Genomic DNA, 24,007 nt, shown 5'->3' with positions numbered 1-24,007 from the left:
CAAGACGGCGGCTAGATGAGAGAAGCGCGGACGTCTTGCCGCTCAGGCGGCGAATCTGTTCGAAAACGTACTACTGCAACTGTCCAAGGCAACGCCCCTCAAATTGAGATAGGAGAATTTTATGCCTGCTCGGGAAGTCAAGTCAATCCACTTCCCTAAGCAGAACAGAAATATGTGGGGCAGCGCGCATTCCGAGCAGGCCTTGCGGCATGGCGATGGCGCCCGTTTGCATTCGCTGCTTTGCCCGACCATACTGGTTTGATGTCGCATTCTTCAGGCAAAGCAGATGAGCCACGACGCCACGCATGATCACGACGATCACCGTCACGCGCACGAAGGCAGCGCGCTGCCCGAGATGGATCTGCGCGTGCGCGCGCTCGAATCGCTGCTGGTCGAGAAGGGCTACGTCGATCCGAAAGCGCTCGACGTGCTGATCGAAACGTATGAGACGAAGGTCGGTCCGCGCAACGGCGCGCGCGTGGTCGCGAAGGCATGGCGCGATGCGGACTTCCGCCGCTGGCTGCTCGACGACGCGACGGCGGCCATCGCGTCGCTCGGCTACACGGGGCGGCAGGGCGAGCACATGGTCGCGCTCGAGAACACGCCGCGCGTGCACAACATGGTCGTCTGTACGCTGTGCTCGTGTTATCCGTGGCCTGTGCTCGGCTTGCCGCCTGTCTGGTACAAGTCGGCGCCTTACCGCTCGCGCGCCGTGATCGATCCGCGCGGCGTGCTCGAAGAATTCGGCGTCGCGCTGCCGGACGAGACGGAAATCCGCGTGTGGGACTCGACGGCCGAAGTGCGCTATCTGGTGCTGCCGATGTGCCCGCCCGGCACCCAGGCGCTGAGCGACGATGAACTCGCTGGTCTCGTCACGCGCGATTCGATGATCGGCACGGGCTTGCCGCTCTCGCCGCACGAAGCCGCAGCGCGCAGCGGAGGCCGGCCATGAACGGCGCACAGGATCTGGGCGGCATGCAGTCGTTCGGGCCCGTCGTGCACGAAGCCGACGAGCCGTACTTCCACGCGGACTGGGAACGGCACGTCCTCGCGCTGACGATCGCGATGGGCGCAACGGGCAAATGGAACATCGACATGTCGCGCGCCGCGCGCGAGAGCCTTCCGCCCGCGCAGTATCTGTCGAGCAGCTATTACCAGATCTGGTTCGCGGGCTTGCGCAAGCTGCTGATCAACACGAGCCTCGCGACGCCCGACGAGATCGACAGCGGCAAGTCCCGGCATCCTGCCGCGCCGTTGCCGCGCGTGCTTGCCGCCGATCAGGTCGAGCCGATGCTGTTTCGCGGCAGCGCCGCGTCCCGGCCCGCGCCCCGGGCGGCGCGCTTTGCCGTCGGCGATACCGTGCGCACGCAGATCATCAATCCGCCGACGCATACGCGCCTGCCGCGTTACTGCCGCGACAAGCGCGGCCAGATCGTCGCCGTGCACGGCGCGCATGTATTTCCCGATTCGAATGCGCTCGGACGCGGCGAAGATCCGCAGTGGCTGTACACGGTACGGTTCGACGCCGCCGAACTGTGGGGCCGCGATACGACGGCGGCTTGCGTGTGCGTCGATTGCTGGGAGCCGTATCTGGAAGCGGAGAGCCCGGCATGAGCGCGCGGGCTTTCACGACTGCGCCTCGCGCGTTGCTCGACGCATTGCCCGGCTTGCCGCGCGACGACGCCGGCCCCGTCTTCGCCGCGCCCTGGCAGGCGGCGGCGTTTGCGATGACGCTCGCGCTGCATGAGCGCGGCGTATTCACGTGGTCCGAATGGGCTGCGCAACTGGCGGACGCGATCCGCGACGCGCAGGCGCAAGGCGACCCCGATCACGGCGACACATACTACGCGCACTGGCTGGCCGCGCTCGAACGCATCGCGACGGCGAAGGGATGCGTGACAAGCGACGGGCTGATCGACCGGAAGAACGCATGGGATGAGGCGGCGCGGCGCACGCCACACGGCCAGCCGATCGAGCTGGACTGAACGCGCGCGAGCCACGCATGGCCGACGACGTGCGTGCTTTGGCGAGCGTACGCCATCACTGCACTGTCACGTCGTGACGGGGTCCTTGTCGGGCGGACCTTCGGGACGCTGCGGCTCGTCGTTGTGGTGGCCCGGCGACGGCGGCGTGAGGGGATCGCCCTCGGGATCGCGCGTGGGATCGGCGTGCGGGTCGGGAATCGGACTCGTGTGCATGGCATGACCTCGTGGCAGTGGATGGCGGACCCTTTCGCCGGCTCGGCGGCACGGTGCGAAGCGTCCTGCTTACATTAGCGTAGGCGATGACGGGCGAGCGTGCTGGCTCGATGGGCACGGCGCATGTCCGCGCGTTGTCGGGCGGATCAGTGCCTGTGTCTGCGGTTGTGCTGCCGGTCGACGGTCAGGCGCCAGTAGCGCTCGGCGGCGAACACGTCGTCGTAGCCGTGCGGCCCGAAGGCGCGCAACTGGCTCTCGTACGCGCACACAGCTTCGCGCTTGAGCAGCGTCTGACGCTCGTGGTCGGGCGCATGATCGGTCGACGGGCTCGCAGGCGTCGCGACGATTCCGCGTTCGGCGAGATCGACGAGCCTTTGCTGCACGAGCCCCGGAATCTGCCGATAGATGGCCTCTTCGTAAGCGAACCACTCGAGATGCGACATGCGCGGCAGGATTTCGCAGCACGCTTCGAACACGAGGCAATGATCGTCGTGGAAGAGGCCGAGCGGCATCAGCAGCGTGTTCGCCGTCGAGCCGTAGATCGTTTCTTCCAGTGTCGCCGCGAGCTTCGAGACGGACGGCGAGTCGTGATACTGCGCGCCGCAAAACGGCAGCCGCACGGGAATCGTCTCGAGCACGGCGAGCGCGTGGTTGTCCTCGATCGTGCGCGCGCGCATCGACTCGTGCGCGCTCGCGAAGCCGGCTTTCCCGTCCCATTCGGTATGCATTTCCTGTTCGGGCGGCGCGGCGAACACGGTGCAGACGGCGGCGTCGGGATGCGACGCGAGCAGTGCGCCGCATCCGAAGACGGCGTCGTCGAAATGCGGCGACACGATGAACAGACGCGGGCTGGTTTCGCTCATGAGGTCCTGGCAGAAGAGTGCGGCGGGTTCGTGGCGGATGCGGCTGGCGCGGTCGGCGGCGTGCCGCGTTCGCTGCGCGGTGGCGAGAGCTGACGTCATCGTGGACAGCTTAGACCAACGATGCAAAGCCTGCTCGCCCGTTTCGCGGCGCAGCAGCGGGCAGCAAGTGGCGTGCCTGGTCGGTGCTTGCTTGTGCCACGCCTGGGGCCCGGTTGCGCTTGCATGCCGGTGTCGAAAGCCGGCGAGGCAGCCTTCCCGCATGCGCTTACCGGAGGCGCATCGCGATCCCCGCAGGTCGGATACGGCCGTGTCGAGGAAGCCGGTAGGTGTCGCCGCAGGCGGAGCCTCTCAACCGAAGGAACCTTCTCACGTGTACGCGGGCGGCGCGTCTTCGGTAAACGCGGGCGGACAGTCGAGCGCGCTACAGGCTGCGCAAGTCTTCGGGGGTATCGATATCGCTCAGCACGCCCGGATCGTCGACGTCGATGTGGGTCACTGCGTGCGTGGCGAAGAGCGCGCGCGCGCCCGTGTCGCCATCGAGCGCGAGCAGCGCGTCGCGATGTTCGACGCCGAAGCCGACGGGATGCCCGCGCTGTCCGCGATAGTACGGCGCGACGATCGACGCGCCTGTGTCGGCCGCACGCGCGACGGCCTCGATTGTCGATGCGGCGACGCGCGGCATATCGGCGAGCGCGACGATCCAGCCGTCCGAGTCTTCGCTCGCCTCGATGGCGGCCGCGAGGGTCGCGCCCATGCCGCGCTCGGCGTGGGCGGAAAAGATCACATGACAGCCGGCGTCGTTGAGGGCGCGGGCGAGCATTTCGGAGCCGGGGCGCACGACCGCGATCACATGCGGCACGACGAGCAGCAGCCGGTGCGCGGATTCATAGGCGATGGGCGTGCCGTCGGGCAATCGGGCGAGCAGTTTGTTGTGAACGCCTTCCGGATCGAAACGCGATCCATACCCGGCGGCGAGCAGCACGCCGGTGGCGAGCGAAGCATAAGCCATGGGCGGCACCAGAAGGGGAGTGAACAGAGATTGTGCGGCGCAACGGAGTGGCAGGCAAGGGTTCATTTTTTTTGTCTGCGACGCTGGTTGGTTTTTTGTCTTTGTCGCTGGCATCCGCGATGCGGTTTGTGTCTCCGACGGTTTTTCTGTTGTGGTTGTCTTGGCGTGCTGCTGGCATCCGCGATGCGGTTTGTGTCTCCGACGGTTTTTCTGTTGTGGTTGTCTTGGCGTGCTGCCGGCATCCGCGTATGCGCCTCGCGGATGCCAACGCAAAGACAAAAGCACCACCACAAAAGAACCGTCGGAGACAACAAAACCGCATACGCGGATGCCAGCGGCGAGCCAAAAAAACCAAACACCAGCCCGCGCGGCGCTAAACCCGCATCACCTTATCCAAAGTAATCGGCAAATCCCGCACCCGCACGCCCGTCGCGTGATACACGGCATTGCCGATCGCAGCCACCACGCCCGTAATCCCGATCTCGCCGATCCCGCGCGAGCCGAGCGAGTTGATATGCGGATCGGGCTCATCGAGCACGACCACATCGAGCGCGCCGACATCCGCGTTCACGGGCACATGGTATTCGGCGAGATTCGCGTTGATGAAGCGGCCGTACTGCGTATCGAGCATCGTCTGCTCTTCGAGCGCCGCGCCGATGCCCCACACCAGCCCGCCCATCAGCTGGCTGCGCGCCGTCTTCACGTTCAGCATCCGCCCGACGTTATAGACGGCCGTGATCTTCGCCACGCGAATCGTGCCGAGGTCCGCGTCGACATGCACTTCCGCGAAAATCGCACCCCACGAATGAAACGAGTAGCGCTGCTTCTCGTCGCCGGGCTTCGTGTCGGAGTTCGCTTCGATCGGCTGGCCGCCCGCGCGCGCGAGGATGGCCGCGATCGGATCGCGCTTCGTCTGGTCCGACTTGCTCATCGCCCAGCCGCCTTGCACCGTCACGTCGCTTGCGAACAGGCCGTACAGCGGCGAGCCGCGATCCGCGAGCGCCATCGAAACGAGCTTCGCGCGCGCCTGCTCGCACGCGTCGCGCACGGCAGGCGACACGCTCGCGACCGACTGCGAGCCGCCCGACACAGGCGCCTTCGGCAGCGACGAATCGCCGAGGCCGAAGCGGATATTCTCCGGCGCGATGCCGAGCGCGTCGGACGCCACCTGCGTCATCACCGTGTACGTGCCCGTGCCGATGTCCTGCGTGCCGGAGACGACCGTCGCCGTGCCGTCGGGCAGGATGCGCGCAAGCGCCGACGCTTCGCTGCGGTTCGCCGGATAAGTCGCCGTCCCCATGCCGAGGCCGATCAGCGTGTTGCCGTCGCGCATCGAGCGCGGCTGCTGCTCGCGCCGCGACCAGCCGAAACGCTGCGCGCCGATGCTGTAGCACTCGCGCAAGACCTTGCTCGACCACGGCTTGTTGTCCTGCGGATCGACCTCGGCATAGTTCTTCAGACGCAGCGCGACCGGGTCCATCTTCAACTGATACGACAGTTCGTCCATCGCCGTTTCGAGCGCCCACGAACCCGTCGTCTCGCCCGGCGCGCGCATGAAAGTCGGCGTGCCGACGTTCAGCGGCACGATCCGGTGCGTCGTCACCTGGTTCGGCACCGCGTACATCATCCGCGAGACCATGCAGCAGGTCTCCGTCCAGTCTTCGATCATCGACGTGTTCGAAAAGCTGTCGTGACGCATCGCGGTCAGCGTGCCGTCGTGCTTCGCGGCGATCACCATACGCTGCTCGGTGTACGGCCGGCCGCCGACGGGGCCGAACATCTGCGGCCTCTCGAGCGCGAGTCGGACGGGCCGCCCCGTCTGCTTCGCGGCCATCGCGCACAGCACCACGTGCGACCACGCGGAGCCCTTGCAGCCGAAGCCGCCGCCGACGAACGGCGAGATCACGCGCACATCGTCGGGCGACATGCCGAGCGTCTTCGCGACGGCCGTCTTCGTACCCGTGACGCCTTGCGTCGCATCGTAGAGTGTCAGATGCGGGCCGTCCCAGACGGCCATCGTCGCGTGCGGCTCCATTGGGTTGTGATGCTCCATCGGCGTCGTGTAGACGGCGTCGACGCGCACCACACCCGCCGCGAGCCCCGCGTCGTAGTCGCCGCGCGAGGTGTCCGTCTGACGGCCCTGCGGCTTGTCCGGCGCGTGCCCGTTCGGCTTCGCCTGCGAGAAATCGAGCGTCGCCGGCTGCGCGGCATACGTGACGTGCAACTGGCGCGCGGCATCCGTCGCATGTTCGAGCGTATCGGCGACGACGACCGCGATCGGCTCGTTACTGTAGTGGACCTGGTTGTCCTGCAGCAGCGACAGATGGCGACCCGCAGGCGGCGCGAGCGAGGGGCGTCCGCCGTTCGGCAGACGCGGCGCGTTCTGATACGTCATCACGAGCAGCACGCCCGGCAGCGATGCCGCGCGGCCGGTGTCGATTGCCTGAATCGTGCCGCGCGGAATCGTGCTCGTGACGAGCACGCCATGCGCAAGACGCGCTTCGGGAAACTCGGCCGCGTAGCGCGCTTCGCCCGTGACTTTCAGCAGACCGTCGGTGCGGTCCAGTGGATGACCGATCATCGTGCTCATGCGAAACCTCCCACGCGTCCCGCTGCCTGATTGACCGCGCGCACGATCGCGTTTTGCGCGAGGCGCACCTTGAACGCGTTGTCGCGCTGCGGCCTCGCTTCGCTCAGCGCGGCGGCTGCCGCGTGCCTGAGCGTCGCGTCGGAGAGCGGGTGGCCTGTGATCATCTGCTCGGCGACGCTCGCGCGCCACGGCTTGTGCGCGACGCCGCCCAATGCGATGCGCGCGCTGCGCACCGTATGGCCGTCCATCTGCAGCGCAGCGGCGACGGACACGAGCGCGAACGCGTAGCTCGCGCGGTCGCGCACCTTCAGGTAATGCGCGTGCTCGCCATAGACGGAAGGCGGCAGATCGACGGCCGTGATCAGCTCGCCGGGACGCAGCGTCGTGTCGAGATCGGGGCGCTCGCCCGGCAGCCGGTGAAACTCGCTGAACGGAATCACGCGCTCGCCTTGCGGACCGCTCACGCGTACGTTCGCATCGAGCGCCGCGAGCGCGACGCTCATATCCGACGGATTCACGGCGATGCATTGCGCGCTTGCGCCGAGAATCGCATGCATGCGGTTGTGGCCGCTGATTGCCGCGCAGCCGCTGCCCGGATCGCGCTTGTTGCAGGCGGTGAACGCGGTGTCGTAGAAGTACGGACAGCGCGTGCGCTGCATCAGATTGCCGCCGACGGTCGCCATATTGCGCAACTGCGCCGATGCGCCCGCAAGCAGCGCTTGCGACAGCAACGGATAACGCTCGCGCACCAGCGCATGATTCGCGGCGTCGCTGTTGCGCACGAGCGCGTCGATGCGCAGGCCGCCGTCGGGCAGCGTCGAGACCGTATCGAGCCCTTGTATGCGCGTGATATCGACAAGCTTCACGGGGCGCGTGACGCCACCCTTCATCAGGTCGAGCAGATTGGTGCCGCCGCCGATGAACATCGTGCCCGGCTGCTGCGCGGCGCGCACGGCGCCCGCGATATCGGCGGCGCGTTCGTAGGAGATCGCATCCATCGTGGCCTCCTTTACGCGACTTCGCTCGTCTTGATGACGAACGTGGTGTATGTATCGCCCGTGCCGCTGCCGACCGTGCCGCGATGCGCGGACTGCACGGCCGCGACGATGTTCACGTACGCGCCGCAGCGGCAGATGTTGCCGCTCATGCGCTCGCGAATCTCTTCGTCCGTCAGTTGGGACGGGCGGCGCCGCACGTCGGCCGTGACCGTGCTCGCGGCGCCGGCATCGAACTCCGACAGCAGCGCGGTCGCCGAGCAGATCTGTCCCGGCGTGCAGTAGCCGCACTGGAACGCGTCCTGTTCGATGAACGCGCGTTGCACGGGGCTCAGCTTGCCGTTGCTCGCGAGCCCTTCGACCGTCGTGATCGTTTCGCCTTCGTGCATCACGGCCAGCGTGAGGCAGGAATTGATGCGGCGTCCGTTCGCGAGCACGGTGCATGCGCCGCATTGTCCGCGGTCGCAGCCTTTCTTCGTGCCAGTGAGCCCTGCGTATTCGCGCAGCGCGTCGAGCAGCGTCACGCGCGGTTCGAGTTGCATCGTGTAGTCGCGTCCGTTGATGTTGAGCGTCACGGCGCGCGGCGGCACCGTTGCACGCGCAACAGGCTCGGCTGCGGGTGGTGTCTGCGTCTGCGCCTGAGCATAGGGCGCGCTGCCGACTGCGGCGACGGCCGCGGCCGATTGCAGGAAGCGGCGGCGTGACGAACTGGAAGGCGCAGCGTCGTGCTCGTCACGATGGGGCGCGTGCGCGTCATGATGCGAGCACGAACCCGGACAGTCAGTGTGTCTGGACATGATGTTCTGCTTGCTCCAAATAATGTCGGCGCGAAGGGCCGTCGCAGAGGTCGATGCAGGCTTGCGCCGCAGCGAAGCTTTTACGGCATTCGATGCAGGCAAAGCCTTTTCAATGATCAATTTCGATGCCGCGAGCGCGTGGAACACGAAACGACCCGCGACGGCGGCCCGTTCCTCTCACGAACGATGACCCGACACGCGCTATTCCGCGACAAAAGAAGTGCTGCAAAAACGATATGCATCACGCGTCACTGCTTCACGTTGCACTTAACGGAGAACAAAGTAAATGGGTGAGGCGTCTTTCTTGCAGGGTTGAAAGCGAATCTTCATCGATGCATGTCATGCGTGTCGCCGACATGGCGTGCAGATGGCGCGAACATGGCACGGTCATGGCGATCTTGCCTCGATGGCCTGTTCCTGCTCGATCGCCGGTTGTATTGCTTGCGCGCTCATCTTTTCGCATTGCATCAACCGATTCGTTCGAAGCCATCGAAGCGGCTTCGATTCTGAAAAGCCAATCGCGCCGTCCGGCATTCGAACGCCGACGCTGATCGAAAGCCGGTCGTTCGCCGCTTCGCAAGCCCCCATCCGATGCATTTCAACGATCTCCCTGTGTCGCCCGCAGCCTTGCTGCACGGACTTGTGCGCGTGCTCGCTGCACGAATGGCATAGCCATTGCAATGTTGGGCGCGGACCGTCGTCCACGATGCGGCGCACCCGGCCTCGCGGCCGCATCCGGTCCGGACTACTTCGACTACAGGAGACAACGACATGGAAGGGCATTCGCAAGTCCAGGTGTTGGGCATCGATGCGGGCGGCACGATGACCGATACCTTCTTCGTGCGCGACGACGGACGGTTCGTGGTCGGCAAGGCACAGAGCAATCCCGAGGACGAGTCGCTCGCGATCTTCAATTCGTCGCAGGATGCGCTCGCTCACTGGAAGCGCGACGTCGATCAGGTCTACCCCGAGCTCGTCACGTGCGTGTACTCCGGCACGGCGATGCTCAATCGCGTCGTGCAGCGCAAGGGCCTCGAGGTCGGGCTGCTGGTGAACAAGGGCTTCGAGCACGTTCACTCGATGGGCCGCGCGATCCAGAGCTACCTCGGCTATGCGCTCGAGGAGCGGATTCACCTGAACACGCACCGCTACGACGAACCACTCGTGCCGCTGTCGCGCACGCGCGGCATCACCGAGCGCACCGACGTGCAGGGCGAAATCGTCATTCCGCTGCGCGAGGGCGAAGTACGGCAGGCGACGCGCGAGCTCGTCGAATCCGGCGCGAAGGCGATCGTGATCTGCCTGCTTCAATCGCACAAGAACGGCACGAGCGAGCAGCAGGCACGCGACATCGTGCGCAACGAGCTGAAGGCATTGCGTGCGGACATCCCCGTGTTCGCATCCGTCGACTACTATCCGCAGCGCAAGGAAAGCCACCGGATGAATACGACGGTGCTCGAAGCGTACGCGGCCGAGCCGTCGCGGCAGACGTTGAAGAAGGTCAGCGACCGCTTCCGCAAGCACGGCGCGAAGTTCGATCTGCGCGTGATGGCGACGCACGGAGGCACGATCAGCTGGAAAGCGAAAGAGCTTGCGCGGACCATCGTGTCGGGGCCCATCGGCGGCGTGATCGGCTCGAAGCTGCTCGGCGAGGCGCTCGGCTACGACAACATCGCGTGTTCGGATATCGGCGGCACGTCGTTCGACATGGCGCTGATCACGAAAGGCAACTTCGCGATCGCCTCCGACCCCGACATGGCGCGTCTCGTCCTGTCGCTGCCGCTCGTCACGATGGATTCGGTCGGCGCGGGCGCTGGCAGCTTCGTGCGGCTGGACCCGTACAGCGGCGCGATCAAGCTCGGGCCGGACAGCGCCGGCTATCGCGTCGGCACCTGCTGGCCCGACAGCGGACTCACGACGGTCTCGGTGTCCGACTGTCACGTGGTGCTCGGCTATCTGAACCCGGACAACTTCCTCGGCGGCCAGATCAAGCTCGACGTGAACCGCGCGCGCGAGCACATCAAGGTGCAAGTCGCCGATCCGCTCGGGCTCTCCGTCGAAGACGCGGCAGCAGGCGTGATCGAACTGCTCGACCTTCAGTTGCGCGAATACCTGCGCTCGAATGTGAGCGCGAAGGGCTACAACCCGACGGAGTTCGTGTGCTTCTCGTACGGCGGCGCAGGTCCCGTGCATACGTATGGCTACACGGAAGGTCTCGGCTTCAAGGACGTCGTGGTGCCCGCGTGGGCCGCCGGCTTCTCGGCGTTCGGCTGCGCGTGCGCGGACTTCGAATACCGCTACGACAAGAGCGTCGATCTCGCGCTGCCGCAGCTCGCGTCCGACGACGACAAGACGGAAGCCGCGCGGACGATCCAGAAGGCGTGGGGCGAACTGGCCGCGAAGGTGATCGAAGAATTCCGCATCAACGGGTTCGACGAGAAGGACGTGATCTTGCGCCCCGGTTTCCGCATGCAGTACATGGGCCAGCTCAACGACCTCGAAATCGAATCGCCGATTGCGGGCGCATCGACCGCGCAGGACTGGGACCGCATCGTCGAAGCATTCGAAGACACCTATGGCCGTGTCTATGCGAGCGCGGCGCGGTCTCCGGAGCTGGGCTTCTCGGTCACGGGCGCGATCATGCGCGGCATGGTGGTCACGCAAAAGCCCGTGCTGCCCGAAGACCCCGAAGGCGGCCGCACGCCGCCGAAGGAAGCGCGCATCGGCACGCGACCGCTCTACCGGCACAAGCAATGGCATGACGCCGCGCTGTGGAAGATGGAGTCGCTCAAGCCCGGCAATGAGATCGCGGGCCCCGCGATCATCGAGTCCGATGCGACGACGTTCGTGGTGCCGAAGGGATTCGCGACCACGCTCGACAAGCACCGCCTCTTCCATCTCAGGGAAGTCAAGTAACGACGACACAAGGAGACATGCGATGAACATGATGTCCAGCAAGGAAGTCGGCTTTGCCGATCTGCTGAAGAACGGCCAGACGCTCAAGCAGTTCCGCGACGCAATCCTGTCGCGCACCGAGCAGACGGGCCACTACAACGGTCTCGAACGGCTCGAACTGCGCGAGAGCGACCCCATCCGCTACGAGAAGATGTTTTCGAAGCTGCGGGGTGGCCTCGTTCACGCGCGCGAAACCGCGAAGAAGATCGCCGCGAGCCCGATCGTCGAGCAGGAAGGCGAACTGTGCTTCACGCTCTACAACGCAGCGGGCGACTGCGTGCTGACGTCGACGGGGATCATCATCCACGTCGGCACGATGGGCGCCGCAATCAAGTACATGATCGAGAACAACTGGGAAGCCAATCCCGGCATCAACCCCGGCGACATGTTCACCAACAACGACTGCTCGATCGGCAACGTGCACCCTTGCGATATCGCCACGATCGTGCCGATCTTCGCGCACGGCAAGCTGGTTGGCTGGGTCGGCGGCGTGACGCACGTGATCGACACGGGCGCCGTGACGCCGGGCTCGATGTCGACGGGACAGGTGCAGCGTTTCGGCGATGGCTACATGATCACCTGCCGCAAGACGGGCGTGAACGACACGCCACTGCGCGACTGGCTGCACGAAAGCCAGCGCTCGGTGCGCACGCCGAAGTACTGGATTCTCGACGAGCGCACGCGCATCGCCGGCTGCCATATGATTCGCGGCCTGATCGAAGAAGTGATCGAAGACGAAGGGCTCGACGCGTACGAGAAGTTCGCTTACGAGGTGATCGAGGAAGGCCGCCGTGGCCTGCAGACCCGCATCAAGGCGATGACGCTGCCCGGCAAGTATCGCAAGGTCGCGTTCGTCGATGTGCCGTACAACCATCCCGATGTGCAGACGTCGTCGGCGTTCGCGAAGCTCGATTCGATCATGCACTCGCCCGTCGAAATGGAAATCCGCAAGGACGGCTCGTGGCGGCTCGACTTCGACGGCGCTAGCCGCTGGGGCTGGCACTCGTACAACGCGCATCAGGTCGCGTTCACGAGCGGCATCTGGGTGATGATGACGCAGACGCTCGTGCCCACGCAGCGTATCAACGACGGCGCGTACTACGGTACGGAATTCCATCTGCCCAAGGGCGCGTGGATGAACCCCGACGATCGCCGCACAGGGCACGCGTACGCATGGCACTTCCTGGTGTCGGGCTGGAGCGCGATGTGGCGCGGCCTGTCGCAGGCGTACTTCAGCCGCGGCTATCTCGAGGAAGTGAATGCGGGCAACGCGAATACGTCGAACTGGCTGCAGGGCGGCGGCATCAATCAGGATGGCGACATCCATGCCGTCAACAGCTTCGAGGCGTCGTCGTGCGGCACGGGCGCATGCGCGATCAAGGACGGCCTCAATCATGCCGCCGCGATCTGGAATCCCGAAGGCGACATGGGCGACATCGAGATCTGGGAAATGGCCGAGCCGTTGCTGTACCTCGGCCGCAACGTGAAGGCGAATTCCGGCGGCTACGGCAAGTATCGCGGCGGCTGCGGCTTCGAAACGCTGCGGATGGTCTGGAAGGCGCAGGACTGGACGATGTTCTTCATGGGCAACGGCTACATGAACAGCGACTGGGGGCTGATGGGCGGCTATCCGCCCGCGACCGGCTACCGCTTCGAGGCACACCGCACGGGGCTCAAGGAACGCATCGCATTGAACGAGAGCCTGCCGCTCGGCGGCGATACGAACCCGGAGTTCCCCGACTACGAGAATCACCTGAACGCGGGCGCCGTCATCAAGCGTGACCAGCAGTGCATGACCACGGAGGACTGCTACAGCAACTACGACCTGTACCTGAACTATCTGCGCGGCGGCCCCGGCTTCGGCGATCCGCTCGATCGCGAGATCGAGTCGATCGAGCGCGACCTGAACAACGTGCTGCTGCTGCCCGAATACGCGCAGAAGGTGTACGGCGCGATCGCGACGAAGGACGCGCACGGCGTATGGAAGGTCGACGCGAAGCAGACGGCGCTGCTGCGTATCGAGATCCGCAACCAGCGCCTCGCGCGCTCGCAGCCCACCCAGGAATGGATGAAGGGCGAACGCGAGCGGATTCTGCTCAAGCACGCGTCGACGCAGGTGCAGCACATGTTCGCGACGAGCTTCGGTCTGTCGAAGAAGTTCGAACAGCACTTCCGCGCGTTCTGGGAGCTGCCCGATTCGTGGACGCTGACCGAAGACGAACTGGATGTGCCGACCTATGGCTCGAAGTTCCGCATGGACCTGTCGAAGATGCCGGATGTCAGCACCGTCGTGCTCGTCGAGGAATGAGCCACGCGATCCAACCGTAACCATCAGAGAGGCTGGAGATGTCTACTTACACCAAGGAACAGATCAGGAACATGGTCGACGGCAAGCTCGACTGGGACACGACGCTGCGCATGCTGTCGATGCCCAAGGACAGCGAGCGCTTCCAGATGTACGTCGATTCGTTGCAGCAGAAGCTCGGCTGGAAAGACCGCATCGTGCTGCCGCTCGGGCCGCATCTGTACATCGTGCAGCAGTCGGCGACGAAGAAGTGGGTCACGCAGTGCGACTGCGGCCACGTGTTCTGCGATTACCGCGAGAACTGGAAGCTGCACGCGAACATCTTCGTGCGCGAATCGGAAGAGGCGATGGACGAGGTCTATCCGCGCCTGATGTCGCCCGACACGCAATGGCAGGTGTATCGCGAGTACTACTGCCCCACGTGCGGCGCGATGCACGATGTCGAAGCACCGACGCCGTGGTATCCCGTGATCCACGACTTCGAGCCCGACATCGACGCGTTCTACTCGGAATGGGTCAAGCTGCCTGTGCCCGAGCGGGTCGATTAGTCTGCTGTTTGACGCGTCGCAGCGGCTGCTTCCGCTTTTGAAGTGGGGCGTGAAGCAGCGCGTTCGATTTCCGGCCGTTCGATTCTCGGACGGCCGGTTTGTTTTCGGGCGCCGCAAATGCGCACTGTCAACGCGTGATGTAACGACATGCCGGTCGCCTGCATGCGTCGACCGGCTGGCGCGGCCATTGCTTTTCAGACTTCGCCGCCGCGCCCGGAGGCGGCCGCTATCGGAGTAGGATATGCAGAGCGAAGATCCGCTCGACGATAGCCGGGCAACCTCACAATTCGATCAAAAGGCCGATCACACGGCCTCGCGGCTCGCATTCTCGCGGGCCGTCAGGAGACACGCATGCAACAGACAGGAACGCCGATGGACTGGTTTTCCAGTCCGCAGCACGATGCCAGCATCATGGCCGCGTGGGAGCATCTGGTGGGCGGAGACGAATGGCATTCAACCGACGTGCGCAGCGTCGTCGATCATTCGTGGCAGCGCTGCCTCGTGAGCCGAGTCGATCCCGCCGCCAATCACGCGCCGCCGCCCGTCGGCGAAGACCAGTTGATGCAGTGGCGCGAGACGAACGTGCGGCTTCTCAACGCGAGCGTGCCACTGATGCAGCAAACGCGGGAACTGCTGTCGCAGACGGGCACGGTGATGCTGCTCGCCAACCCCGATGGCGCGATCCTTCAACAGGAAGGCGAGATGCGCATCGTCGAGCCCGCGCGCGAAGTCGGGCTGATACCCGGCTGCAACTGGACCGAGCTCAACTGCGGCACCAACGCGATCGGCACGGCGCTCGCGCTGAAGCAGGCGGTGCAGATACACGGCGCCGAACACTTTTGCGCGGGGATCAAACGGTGGACCTGTTCCGCGACGGTGATACGCGATCCCATCGACGGCCACGTGCTCGGCGTGATCGACGTGTCGGGTCTCGCCGATACGTATAGCCGCTACAGTCTTGCGCTCGCCGTATCGCTTGCGGGGCGAATCGAAAGCCGTCTCGCGAAGGACGCGATGGAGCGGCGTCTACGGCTGCTGGATCGCTGCACGTCGGGCTTCGCTTCGCATGCGTCGGACGCGATTCTCGTCGTCGACGACGAAGGGCGCCTCGTCAAGGCGAACGCTCAGGTCGTGCCCGCGCTGCGCCGTCTCGGCTTCGACGTGCAACTCGATGCGAGCTTCATGCTGCCCGGAATCGATCCGAAGGCCCATCATCCCGTGACGGCAAATGCGCCCGCGTGGTTGCGCTACGCGCACGTCGAGACGCTGCGCGAAGGGTCCGTCGTGCTGGGGTTCATGGTCGTGATACCGGGGACGGCACACGTGCGTGGCGCAATCACGTCGGCGACGTCCGTGCGCGGACGTGACAGACCGCGTGATGCGTCGAGTGCATTTGGGCGCATCGTCGGCGACAGCGGTACGTTGCGCGCGGCCGTCGACAAGGCGCGCCAGCTTGCGCCATCGAAGGTGCCCGTGTTGCTGCTCGGCGATACGGGTGTCGGCAAGGAGCTGTTCGCGCAGGGCATCCATCAGGCGAGCGAACGCGCCGATGGGCCGTTCGTCGCGCTCAACTGCGGCGGGCTGTCGAGAGACCTGCTGGCGAGCGAGCTGTTCGGCTACGCGGAGGGCGCCTTCACAGGCGCGCGCAAGTCGGGCGCGGCGGGCAAGATCGAGGCGGCAGATGGCGGCACGCTGTTTCTCGATGAGATCGGCGAAATGCCGCTCGACATTCAGCCGCATCTGCTGCGCGTGCTCGAAGAGAACGAGATTTACCGGCTCGGCGAGAACACGCCGCGCAAGGTGAACTTCCGGCTCGTCGCCGCGACGCACCGCGACCTCAAGGATGCGATCGCAAAGGGCGCGTTCCGCATGGACCTGTTCTACCGGATCGCCGTGACGACGGTGTCGATACCGAGTCTGCGCGAACGCAGAGAGGATCTGCCCGCGCTGATCGCGTATTGGCTCAGGCACCTGTGCGAGTGTTACGGCCTGCCGCCCAGGTCATTCGACGACGAAGCGTACGCGTGCCTGCTGAACTACGCATGGCCCGGCAACGTGCGCGAGTTGCGCAATGCGATCGAGGGCGCGCTGCTGCTCGCCGATGGTCCCGCGATCACAGCGGACAAGCTGCCTGCCGAAGTGGGCGCAGCGTGTCCGCCTGCGGGGCAGATCGAGCAACGGGAGTCGCACGAAGCGGTTGCGGCAACGGGCGAATCGCTGAGGATGGCCGAGGCCGAATATATCCGCCAGGCGTTGGCGCGGCATCGCGGCAATCTCACGCAAGCGGCCGCGCAACTGGGCATTGCGAAAAGCACGCTGTATGAGAAGTTGCGCCGATACGACCTGCTTGCCGCAGTGAGCGATGTGCGCCGGCGCGGAGCATAGGGTTCTTCGTCTGTTCTTTGACGACGTCGTGGCCGTTCACGCGACGCGCGAAACGGCATTCAATGTGGGGCGCGTTGCCGTGGGCGGATAGACGCGCCACGATTTGTCGCCATGGCGAAAGAAGACGATCGCGTACGGCCCGGACGTCTGCGATACGCTGACGCATTTGCAGCCCGACATCGCGTGCAGTTGGCCCCGTGTGCGCGAGATGTGAATCGAGATCGGCTGCGCGGGGCCGAACCATTTCTCTATCTGTGCGCGCAGCGAATGCGTATCGCCTTTCATGGCCGTCTCCTTTCCGCTTTGTCTCTGATCCAACGGCGCGCAATCGAAATCAGGCGTGCCTGTCCTTAATAAAGCAACGGCCATGCCGAAGCGATGCGCGGGCGCGCATCATCGTAACGACGCGATCAGGCGGATAAAGACGGTCATTGCGTGCCGCGATGGCCCGACCGATCCGTACGGTTTTCGGTCGTGCTCGCGACAGTCGGTACGAATCCCGTCCGGACGAGGCTCTTCATCGGTTGAAAAAGCGGTTCCGGCAGGTCGGTCCAGCGAAACCACGTCCACGCGGAACACTTGTCCGGCTCCATGAGCTGCGGCTGCGCGTCAATCGAGATCGAAGCCTCGACAAAGCAGGTGACATAGTGCTTGTGAACATCGGGCATCACATCGTTCGTGTAGGGCGCCGGATAGACCGCTTCCAATGTGAGGCCTGTTTCCTCCAGCACCTCACGCTGTGCGCAAGACTTGATGCTTTCGCCGAACTCCAGGTGTCCGCCGGGCGGCGCCCAGGTGCCCGCGCCATGCGAGCCGGCCCGCTTCCCGAGAAGAACCAATCCATCACGAACGATGATGACCCCGACGCCGACCTGGGGCTGCGCATTGTTGTCCATTGTCGAAGCCTGATATGAGTTCGCGCGAAGCGAGTTCGAATACGGCCTGTATCGTATCGGGACGTTGCGCGCAAGACAACGCGATGATTCGCGAGGCTCGCTTCCGCAACGTTCCGTTGATCGCTATCGTTCGATCGCAAGTTCACTCTTATCCCTCAACGGAGCGCACCATGCGATTGAACGTCCTATTGCGAACGACTCTTTGCTCTTCAGTGCTTCTGACGATCATGCCGGCGATGGCGATTGCCGGGCCGTTCACGGTCAAAGTCGATGACCTGAACCATGGGCGCTTCGGGAACGAACAGGTGTATGGCGGATTCGGCTGTCATGGCGATAACGTTTCGCCGCACATCTCGTGGTCGAATGTTCCGCCCGGAACGAAGAGCATCGTCGTGACGATCCACGACCCCGATGCGCCGACGGGCGGACTCGGCTGGACGCATTGGGAAGTCGTCAACATACCCGCGTCGGAATCGTCGATCGGGAAGGGCGCTTCCGGCAATCCCAACGCGTTGCCGACGGGCGCTATCGAAACGCTGACGGATTTCGGCGAGTCGAAGTACGGCGGACCTTGCCCACCTCAAGGAGAGACGCATCGATATGTCGTCACGGCATCGGCGCTCACGGTTCCGCAGATCGACGTGAAGACGGCGTCGAGTCCCGCGCTCGTCGCTTATCAGATGCATGGGAAAGTGATCGCGCAAGCGCGCTACGTCGCGACCTATCACCGGGCCTCGAATTGACCGTTTGAAATTGACTATTCGAAGTCGAGCATTCGAAGTCGAGCATTCGAAGTCGACCGTTCGATGCTGGGCGGGATGTCACATGCGTGTCATCCCGCCATCGCCGGCGGTTGCGCGATCAGCTCGCTCCCTTTGAGCGGCGCAGCCATTCGTCGAAGCCGATGCGGCCCAGGCGCGCCTCACCCAGTGGCACGAGCGAATGCTCTTCGACGAGGCCTCCGAAGTATCGCGCGTTGGAATCTCTCACGACTTCACGCGGATCGCCGACGGCCTTCAGATAGCGGGCGATGAATTCGTCGAACGGCGCGCGCTCGGGGCCCGCGATCTCGACGATGCCGTTGCGCGGCGGCACGATCCCGACATCGGCGACGGCGGCAGCCACGTCATCCGATGCGATGGGCTGGAAGAGGCCAGGCGAAAGTTTGACGACGTTTCCGTCCGTGCTCGAATCGGCGATGCCGCCGAGAAACTCGAAGAATTGTGTCGAGCGGATGATGGTGTAAGGGACGCCGGAGGTCACGATCAGTTTTTCCTGCGCGACCTTGGCGCGGAAATAGCCATTGTCTGGCGACCGTTCGATTCCGACGATCGAGAGCGCGACGTGATGCCGGACGCCCGCTGCTGCTTCGGCGGCGAGAAGATTGCGGCTGGATGTCTCGAAGAATTCGAGCACCGCTTTGTCTTCGAACGACGGCGAATTGGCGAGGTCGATCACGACCTGTGCGCCCGTCATGGCCTCGTTGAGCCCCTCGCCGGTGATTGCATTGATGCCGCTTCTTGACGACGCCGCGATGACCTCGTGGCCCGCCTCGCGCAGAATGGGGACGGTCTTCGAGCCGATCAGGCCCGTTCCGCCGATGACAACGATCTTCATGACTCACTCTCCTTTACTGCCGAATCGCGTTTGAGAACTTGCTCGGACTTTGGCTTTGGCAACAGGCGAAGCTGCGAGACGTGTGTGGCGTTCGAGGTGACAGAAGCACCCGAAGAATCGTCATGGGCCGGTGAGCCCCGTGCGTGTAAAAGCCGACGCACGTTTAACCATAGAACGTTTTTCGAAAAACCAAAACCGCCGACAAGAGCCGGCGGTTTCGATGACGAGGCGCAACGGTTCGATGAACGCAAATTAGCGTCAGGGCTTGATCCACGGCGACCATAGCGACCAAAACAAAACGCGCCTCCAACTTCGAGGCGCGTTTTTCTTCGAACCCGGCGTTCGCTCAGTCGATGCCATGAAACACGGCATCGTCCGGGCCGAGATAGGTGGGCGGACGCCAGGCCGCATCGCGCATCGAATGCTGGACCAGCTTTTCGACGCCGAGCAGCACCGCGAAAATCGCCATCCGCACGGGAATGCCGTTGTCCGTCTGGCGGAAGATCGCGAGGCGCGAATCGTGGTTCAGGTCCGTGCTCAGATCGTTCGCGCCAGGGCGGCTGTCGCGCGGCAGCGGATGCATGATCAGCGTGTCGGGGCCGCACACGGTATCGACGAGCGCCTGGTTGATCTGGAAGTCGGGCGTGTAGCCTTCGAACGATTCGTCGGCGAAGCGCTCCTTCTGGATGCGCGTCGCGTAGACGACGTCCGCGCCGCGCAGACCGTTCGCGAGATCGTGCGTCTGCTCGACCACGTGGCCGTTGCGCGAAATCTGCTCGACGATGTACGTGGGCATTTCGAGCGCCGGCGGCGAGATCAGCGTGAACTTGATGCCGCGATAGAGCGCGAGCAGCTTGACGAGCGAGTGCACGGTGCGTCCGTACTTCAGGTCGCCGACCAGCGCGATATGCGCGCCGTCGACGATCTTGCCGAGCCGCGAGAACTCGCGCTGGATCGTGTACAGGTCGAGCAGCGCCTGGCTCGGGTGCTCGCCAGGGCCGTCGCCGCCGTTGATCACGGGAATGTTGGTCGCGCGCGCGAATTCGGCCACGGAGCCCTGTTCCGGATGACGGATCACGAGGGCATCGACGTAGCCGGCCATCACGCGGCTCGTGTCGTAGATCGATTCGCCCTTGGCCATCGACGAGAACGTGAAGCCCGTCGTATCGCACACCGAGCCGCCGAGGCGGCAGAACGCCGCGCCGAAGCTCACGCGGGTGCGCGTGCTCGCCTCGAAGAACAGGTTGCCGAGCACCGCGCCTTCGAGCACGCGCGAGATTTTGCGGCGGCGCGCGATCGGCTGCATGATGTCCGCGACGCGAAACAGCGCCTCGACGGAGTCGCGCGAGAACTGATCGACGGAAAGCAACTGCGGCTTGCCTTCGAACAGCATCTGGCTGGCGAGCGACTGCGAATCTACGCTTTGCGTATATTTTTCCGCCGGCGCCCCATTGACGACGATCTCCGACACGAAACGCTCGACGATTTCCGGCATCGCCCGCGATTCCTGCGAGTCGTCGGGCAGGAGCCACGTGTCGAGCGCGCGCTTGGACACGCCGATGCGCGTCGCGAAGCCGTCGCGGGTGAGGTTCAGACGCCGCATCGCGTCACGGAGAAAGGCTTGTTGCGGGACGCTCATGGGTTGCCTCTTTTTCGTCGTGAGATTGATCGATATACGCGGTGCGTATATTAATTCGCTGTGCGAGGAAGTCAAGCAAATTCGTGTATCGATTCGCCCGGCGTGCGGCGCTCGGGCACGCCGGATGCAACGGCGGCAGCAAACCGCGCCGCTTTGCGGTTAAACTGCCGTCCATGGAAACGGCCTCGATGCTCCGCGATCATCTCGAAACCAGCGCGCTTTTGCCCGCTGCGTTCGCGCGCGTCGCCGCTGCACAGGCATGCGCCGCTTCCAAAGCCAAAAAACAGCCGCTCATCTGACCGGAGCTGCTGTTCCGTCAGATGTGCGACGGAACAGTCCTATCCAGCCCGGTTTTCAAACTCCCGCTCTGATACTGCTTCCTCGCCGCTGAACGGTTCCATACGGTCGCGTTCGAGAAAAGTCATGTCCAATTTTTCGGGTATCTGGATTCCCCTTGTCACGCCGTTTGCCGCTGACGGCTCAGTCGATGAAAGCGCGCTCAGCCGGCTCGTGAAGCTATACGCGCAAGCGCGCGTCGCCGGCATCGTGGCGCTCGGCACGACGGGCGAGCCGTCGTCGCTCGACGCGCACGAGCAGGAAGCCGTGCTCGCAGCCACGCTCGATGCCGTGCGTGGCGCGTTGCCCGTGATCGTCGGCGTGTCGGGCAACAACGCGCGCAGCATGCGCGAGCGCGTGTTGCGCCTGAACGCCCTGCCGCTCGCGGGGTTGCTGATCTCGGCGCCGTACTATGTGCGGCCGTCGCAAGCGGGCATCGCCGCGCACTTCGAGATGCTCGCCGACGCCAGCGAGCATCCCGTCGTGCTCTACGACATTCCCGCGCGAACCGGCGTGCGCATCGAGCCGGACACGCTGCTCTCGCTCGCCGCGCATCCGCGCATTCAGGCGGTCAAGGATTGCGCGGGCTCGCTCGACGCGACGCACACGCTGATACTCGACGGCCGCCTGCAGGTGCTCGCCGGCGACGACGTCCGCATCTTCGACACGCTCTGCATGGGCGGCAGCGGCGCAATCGCGGCGTCCGCGCATGTGTGGCCGGAGCGCTTCGTCGCGCTCGACCGTGCGCTGAAGGCGGGGTGCCTCGACGAAGGCCGCGCGCTCTTTCATGCACTCTTGCCGCTGATCCGTGCGCTGACGTTCGAGCCGAATCCCGCGCCCGTGAAGGCCGCGCTCGCCGCGCTGGGCCTGATCGAAAACGAGCTGCGCGCGCCGATGACGCGTGCAAGCGAAACCTTGCGCGAGCGATTGGCCGACATGATCGGCCGATGACGGGCATGTGACACTCGCCGGATTGCGATTCGGCTGTCTGGGCGCTGCGAGTCGCGCGCGTCGGGGGCCTGGCATCGGACTGCGACGAATCCGATGTCCTCCAATTTGAGATGTGCGTTTGGCGGGCGGCGTGATAATTCGCGCCACCCGTTTTTCATCACACTCAGATCGATTCGTCATCCTGCGTATGCTGATTCATCGCTTCGCCGTGCCACTTGCTGTGCAATTCATCGTTCAACTCATCGTGCGTCCGCCGACGTCTCATGCACTGCATCGCGTGTGCGTGCCGCGTCAAAATGCGAGCCCGGCGAGGGGCGCGTTCTGATGTCGTTCATCTGGGGCACGGGCCGGAATCTGACGAACGGCGCGGTGCGTTTCGTCACGCGGCGCACGGCGTTCGTGATCGCGGTGCTGGTCGCGTGCGGCAGTTGCGCGCTGGCGTTGACGGCGGGCGTGATGATCGGCCGCGCGTGGCCGAAGCGCGACGCAGCCGCGCAGTCGGGCGACAGCCGCGTCCGGCGCGACTACACGATCGCCGAGCTCGGCAAGCTGAATGCGGCAATCGAACAGATGCAGCCGCGCCTGACGCGGCTCGCATCGCAGGTCGCGACGCTGCACGATTTCGAAACGCGGCTGAAGACGATCAAGACCTTGCCGCGTCCCGTGTTCGCATCGCCGGTGCTTTCCGCGAGCGATGTGCTCGGCGACGATGTGTTCGTCGACGGCGCCGGCAAGAAGGCGGACCGCGCACAGGCGGCGAAAGGCGCCGGGAAGGCGGGCGGCGGCAAAGATCACGAAGCCGCCAGCGAAGTCCGGGCAAAAGCGGGCGAGGACAACGACGACAATCCCGCATCCCCCGGCAAACCCGGCGAAACAAAGAACGGCAAGGCCAGCGACGCCGCCGCGATAACGGGCGAAGGCGGTCCGTCGCTGCCGCCGCGCCGCTGCGACGAGCTTGCGTCTGAACGGGCGCGCGATGCCGTCGCGATTCATCAGCAGATCGGCTGTCTCGTCGCGACGCTCGCCGCGCTGGAGCAGGAAACGACGATGCATGTCGCGAACTGGGAGTCGTTTCCGGGCCGCATGCCCGTCGACGGCGCGCGCCTCGGATCGCCGTTCGGCAATCGTGTCGATCCGTTCACACATCACCTCAGTTTTCATCCGGGCGTCGATCTCGTCGCGATGGCTGGCACGCCGATTCTCGCCGCGGCGGGCGGCCGCGTGATCCACGCGGGCCCGGAGAACGGCTATGGCAACGCAGTCGAAATCGATCACGGCAACGGCCTGATCACGCGCTACGGGCACGCATCGCGCCTCGACGTGCAGGAAGGCGACCTCGTGCTGCCGCGCCAGCATATCGCCGACATCGGCTCGACGGGCCGTTCGACGGGGCCGCATCTGCACTTCGAGGTGCTGGTCAATGGCGCGCCCGTCGATCCCGCCGACTATCTCGCACTTTTCATGGAGCCGTCTCATGGCTGATCGCATCGGCTCATTGCGCCCGGCGCGCCCGTTGCGCCGGTTGCCCGGGCGCGGCATCACGCAGCGCGCATACGTGCTGCAGCCCGTGCGCTCGCGGGCCGCGCGCATCGCGACGTGGACGCTCGCTTGCATCGCGTGTCTCGTGGCGGGCGGAGCGGCGGTGCGCGGGTACGACGTGCACATCGTGGCGACGCACGCGTCGTGCGTGACAGCGACGACGCCCACGACGCCGGCTTCGCGCGACGACATGCAGGACGCACTGATGCGCGCGCAACTTGCGTTGAAGCAGGAAGTGGCATCGCGCGCGACGGTGCAGAAGTCGGCCGACGCACTCGCTGTCGAAGTCGGCCGGCTCAAGGCTCAGGTGCTGTTCCTGCAAGGCCAGAGTCATTCGCGCCGTTAGTGCGGCGCGCTGTGCGCCGCGGCCCGGCGCGTTCTCAA

The 24,007-nt window shown here is 64.9% G+C and carries 23 protein-coding genes; 12 read left to right on the top strand and 11 right to left on the bottom strand.

Features of this window, described 5'->3' with window-relative positions; genetic code table 11:
* Positions 1–286: 286 nt before the first annotated feature.
* The 3 genes from nthA to GCT13_RS30065 are packed head-to-tail and all read left to right on the top strand — an operon-like array spanning position 287 to position 1,985.
* On the top strand, positions 287–952 hold the full coding sequence (nthA, locus tag GCT13_RS30075; protein ID WP_152764322.1) for a nitrile hydratase subunit alpha: 666 nt from the start codon (positions 287–289) through the stop codon (positions 950–952).
* Positions 949–1,614 (top strand): nitrile hydratase subunit beta, encoded by a 666-nt coding sequence (nthB, locus tag GCT13_RS30070; protein WP_152764320.1) that lies wholly within the window; start codon positions 949–951, stop codon positions 1,612–1,614. The genes nthA and nthB overlap by 4 nt, the downstream gene beginning before the upstream one ends.
* Positions 1,611–1,985, top strand: a complete 375-nt coding sequence (locus GCT13_RS30065; RefSeq protein WP_152764318.1) for a nitrile hydratase accessory protein — start codon at positions 1,611–1,613, stop codon at positions 1,983–1,985. Before nthB ends, GCT13_RS30065 begins: the two co-directional genes overlap by 4 nt.
* A 66-nt stretch (positions 1,986–2,051) precedes the next feature.
* On the opposite strand, the gene GCT13_RS48590 is transcribed toward GCT13_RS30065, so the two are convergent.
* The 7 genes from GCT13_RS48590 to GCT13_RS30035 all read right to left on the bottom strand — a co-directional run bounded on the left by GCT13_RS48590 (position 2,052) and on the right by GCT13_RS30035 (position 8,942).
* Positions 2,052–2,198: a hypothetical protein gene (locus tag GCT13_RS48590; RefSeq protein ID WP_162849268.1), complete on the bottom strand. Its 147-nt coding sequence runs from the start codon at positions 2,196–2,198 to the stop codon at positions 2,052–2,054.
* A gap of 146 nt (positions 2,199–2,344) precedes the next feature.
* Complete coding sequence (locus GCT13_RS30060) at positions 2,345–3,061, bottom strand: PIG-L family deacetylase (protein ID WP_152764373.1); 717 nt, start codon at positions 3,059–3,061, stop codon at positions 2,345–2,347.
* Positions 3,062–3,482: 421 nt separating this feature from the next.
* Positions 3,483–4,070: a nucleotidyltransferase family protein gene (locus tag GCT13_RS30055; RefSeq protein WP_152764316.1), complete on the bottom strand. Its 588-nt coding sequence runs from the start codon at positions 4,068–4,070 to the stop codon at positions 3,483–3,485.
* Between the two features lie 373 nt (positions 4,071–4,443).
* On the bottom strand, positions 4,444–6,660 hold the full coding sequence (locus GCT13_RS30050) for a xanthine dehydrogenase family protein molybdopterin-binding subunit (protein WP_152764313.1): 2,217 nt from the start codon (positions 6,658–6,660) through the stop codon (positions 4,444–4,446).
* Positions 6,657–7,658, bottom strand: coding sequence for an FAD binding domain-containing protein (locus GCT13_RS30045; RefSeq protein WP_152764311.1), 1,002 nt, complete (start codon positions 7,656–7,658; stop codon positions 6,657–6,659). Before GCT13_RS30045 ends, GCT13_RS30050 begins: the two co-directional genes overlap by 4 nt.
* Before the next feature lie 11 nt (positions 7,659–7,669).
* The gene (locus GCT13_RS30040) at positions 7,670–8,452 is read right to left on the bottom strand and encodes a (2Fe-2S)-binding protein (RefSeq protein ID WP_152764309.1); all 783 of its coding nucleotides are present in this window, start codon (positions 8,450–8,452) and stop codon (positions 7,670–7,672) included.
* Between the two features lie 256 nt (positions 8,453–8,708).
* Complete coding sequence (locus GCT13_RS30035) at positions 8,709–8,942, bottom strand: hypothetical protein (protein ID WP_152764307.1); 234 nt, start codon at positions 8,940–8,942, stop codon at positions 8,709–8,711.
* A 281-nt stretch (positions 8,943–9,223) separates the two neighbouring features.
* On the opposite strand from GCT13_RS30035, the gene GCT13_RS30030 reads away from it, so the two are divergent.
* The 4 genes from GCT13_RS30030 to GCT13_RS30015 all read left to right on the top strand — a co-directional run bounded on the left by GCT13_RS30030 (position 9,224) and on the right by GCT13_RS30015 (position 16,645).
* Positions 9,224–11,368 (top strand): hydantoinase/oxoprolinase family protein, encoded by a 2,145-nt coding sequence (locus tag GCT13_RS30030; RefSeq protein WP_152764305.1) that lies wholly within the window; start codon positions 9,224–9,226, stop codon positions 11,366–11,368.
* A 22-nt stretch (positions 11,369–11,390) separates the two neighbouring features.
* Entirely contained in the window at positions 11,391–13,715 is a 2,325-nt protein-coding gene (locus GCT13_RS30025; protein WP_152764303.1) for a hydantoinase B/oxoprolinase family protein, read from the top strand.
* Between the two features lie 38 nt (positions 13,716–13,753).
* Positions 13,754–14,260 (top strand): acetone carboxylase subunit gamma, encoded by a 507-nt coding sequence (locus GCT13_RS30020; RefSeq protein WP_087737362.1) that lies wholly within the window; start codon positions 13,754–13,756, stop codon positions 14,258–14,260.
* Positions 14,261–14,611: 351 nt separating this feature from the next.
* Positions 14,612–16,645 carry a sigma-54-dependent Fis family transcriptional regulator gene (locus tag GCT13_RS30015; RefSeq protein ID WP_227747079.1) on the top strand — a complete coding sequence of 678 codons (2,034 nt, stop codon included), beginning with the start codon at positions 14,612–14,614 and terminating at the stop codon, positions 16,643–16,645.
* A 36-nt stretch (positions 16,646–16,681) separates the two neighbouring features.
* On the opposite strand, the gene GCT13_RS30010 is transcribed toward GCT13_RS30015, so the two are convergent.
* Together GCT13_RS30010 and GCT13_RS30005 are read right to left on the bottom strand one after the other, a co-directional pair.
* Entirely contained in the window at positions 16,682–16,930 is a 249-nt protein-coding gene (locus tag GCT13_RS30010) for a hypothetical protein (RefSeq protein WP_152764301.1), read from the bottom strand.
* A 143-nt stretch (positions 16,931–17,073) separates the two neighbouring features.
* Positions 17,074–17,541: a nucleotide triphosphate diphosphatase NUDT15 gene (locus tag GCT13_RS30005; RefSeq protein ID WP_152764299.1), complete on the bottom strand. Its 468-nt coding sequence runs from the start codon at positions 17,539–17,541 to the stop codon at positions 17,074–17,076.
* Between the two features lie 170 nt (positions 17,542–17,711).
* Here GCT13_RS30005 and GCT13_RS30000 point away from each other — a divergent pair, with 170 nt between their 5' ends.
* Complete coding sequence (locus tag GCT13_RS30000; protein ID WP_152764297.1) at positions 17,712–18,284, top strand: YbhB/YbcL family Raf kinase inhibitor-like protein; 573 nt, start codon at positions 17,712–17,714, stop codon at positions 18,282–18,284.
* Positions 18,285–18,402: 118 nt separating this feature from the next.
* Here GCT13_RS30000 and GCT13_RS29995 read toward each other — a convergent pair whose 3' ends face one another.
* Together GCT13_RS29995 and GCT13_RS29990 are read right to left on the bottom strand one after the other, a co-directional pair.
* Complete coding sequence (locus GCT13_RS29995; protein WP_152764295.1) at positions 18,403–19,158, bottom strand: SDR family oxidoreductase; 756 nt, start codon at positions 19,156–19,158, stop codon at positions 18,403–18,405.
* Between the two features lie 346 nt (positions 19,159–19,504).
* A complete protein-coding gene (locus GCT13_RS29990; protein ID WP_152764293.1) occupies positions 19,505–20,797 on the bottom strand; it encodes an aspartate carbamoyltransferase in 1,293 nt (430 codons plus the stop codon).
* An 83-nt stretch (positions 20,798–20,880) separates the two neighbouring features.
* On the opposite strand from GCT13_RS29990, the gene GCT13_RS29985 reads away from it, so the two are divergent.
* From GCT13_RS29985 to GCT13_RS29970, 4 genes are all read left to right on the top strand, one after another.
* A complete protein-coding gene (locus GCT13_RS29985; protein ID WP_152764291.1) occupies positions 20,881–21,096 on the top strand; it encodes a hypothetical protein in 216 nt (71 codons plus the stop codon).
* 124 nt (positions 21,097–21,220) lie between these two features.
* The gene (dapA, locus tag GCT13_RS29980) at positions 21,221–22,084 is read left to right on the top strand and encodes a 4-hydroxy-tetrahydrodipicolinate synthase (RefSeq protein ID WP_152764289.1); all 864 of its coding nucleotides are present in this window, start codon (positions 21,221–21,223) and stop codon (positions 22,082–22,084) included.
* Positions 22,085–22,408: 324 nt separating this feature from the next.
* The gene (locus GCT13_RS29975) at positions 22,409–23,566 is read left to right on the top strand and encodes a M23 family metallopeptidase (RefSeq protein ID WP_152764287.1); all 1,158 of its coding nucleotides are present in this window, start codon (positions 22,409–22,411) and stop codon (positions 23,564–23,566) included.
* Positions 23,559–23,969 (top strand): hypothetical protein, encoded by a 411-nt coding sequence (locus GCT13_RS29970; RefSeq protein WP_152764285.1) that lies wholly within the window; start codon positions 23,559–23,561, stop codon positions 23,967–23,969. The genes GCT13_RS29975 and GCT13_RS29970 overlap by 8 nt, the downstream gene beginning before the upstream one ends.
* The last annotated feature ends 38 nt before the right edge of the window (positions 23,970–24,007 follow it).

Source organism: Paraburkholderia franconis (assembly GCF_009362735.1).
Classification (GTDB): domain Bacteria; phylum Pseudomonadota; class Gammaproteobacteria; order Burkholderiales; family Burkholderiaceae; genus Paraburkholderia; species Paraburkholderia franconis.
The sequence above is the reverse complement of the archived record's forward strand: the minus strand, read 5'-3'. Positions and strand labels throughout refer to the sequence as shown.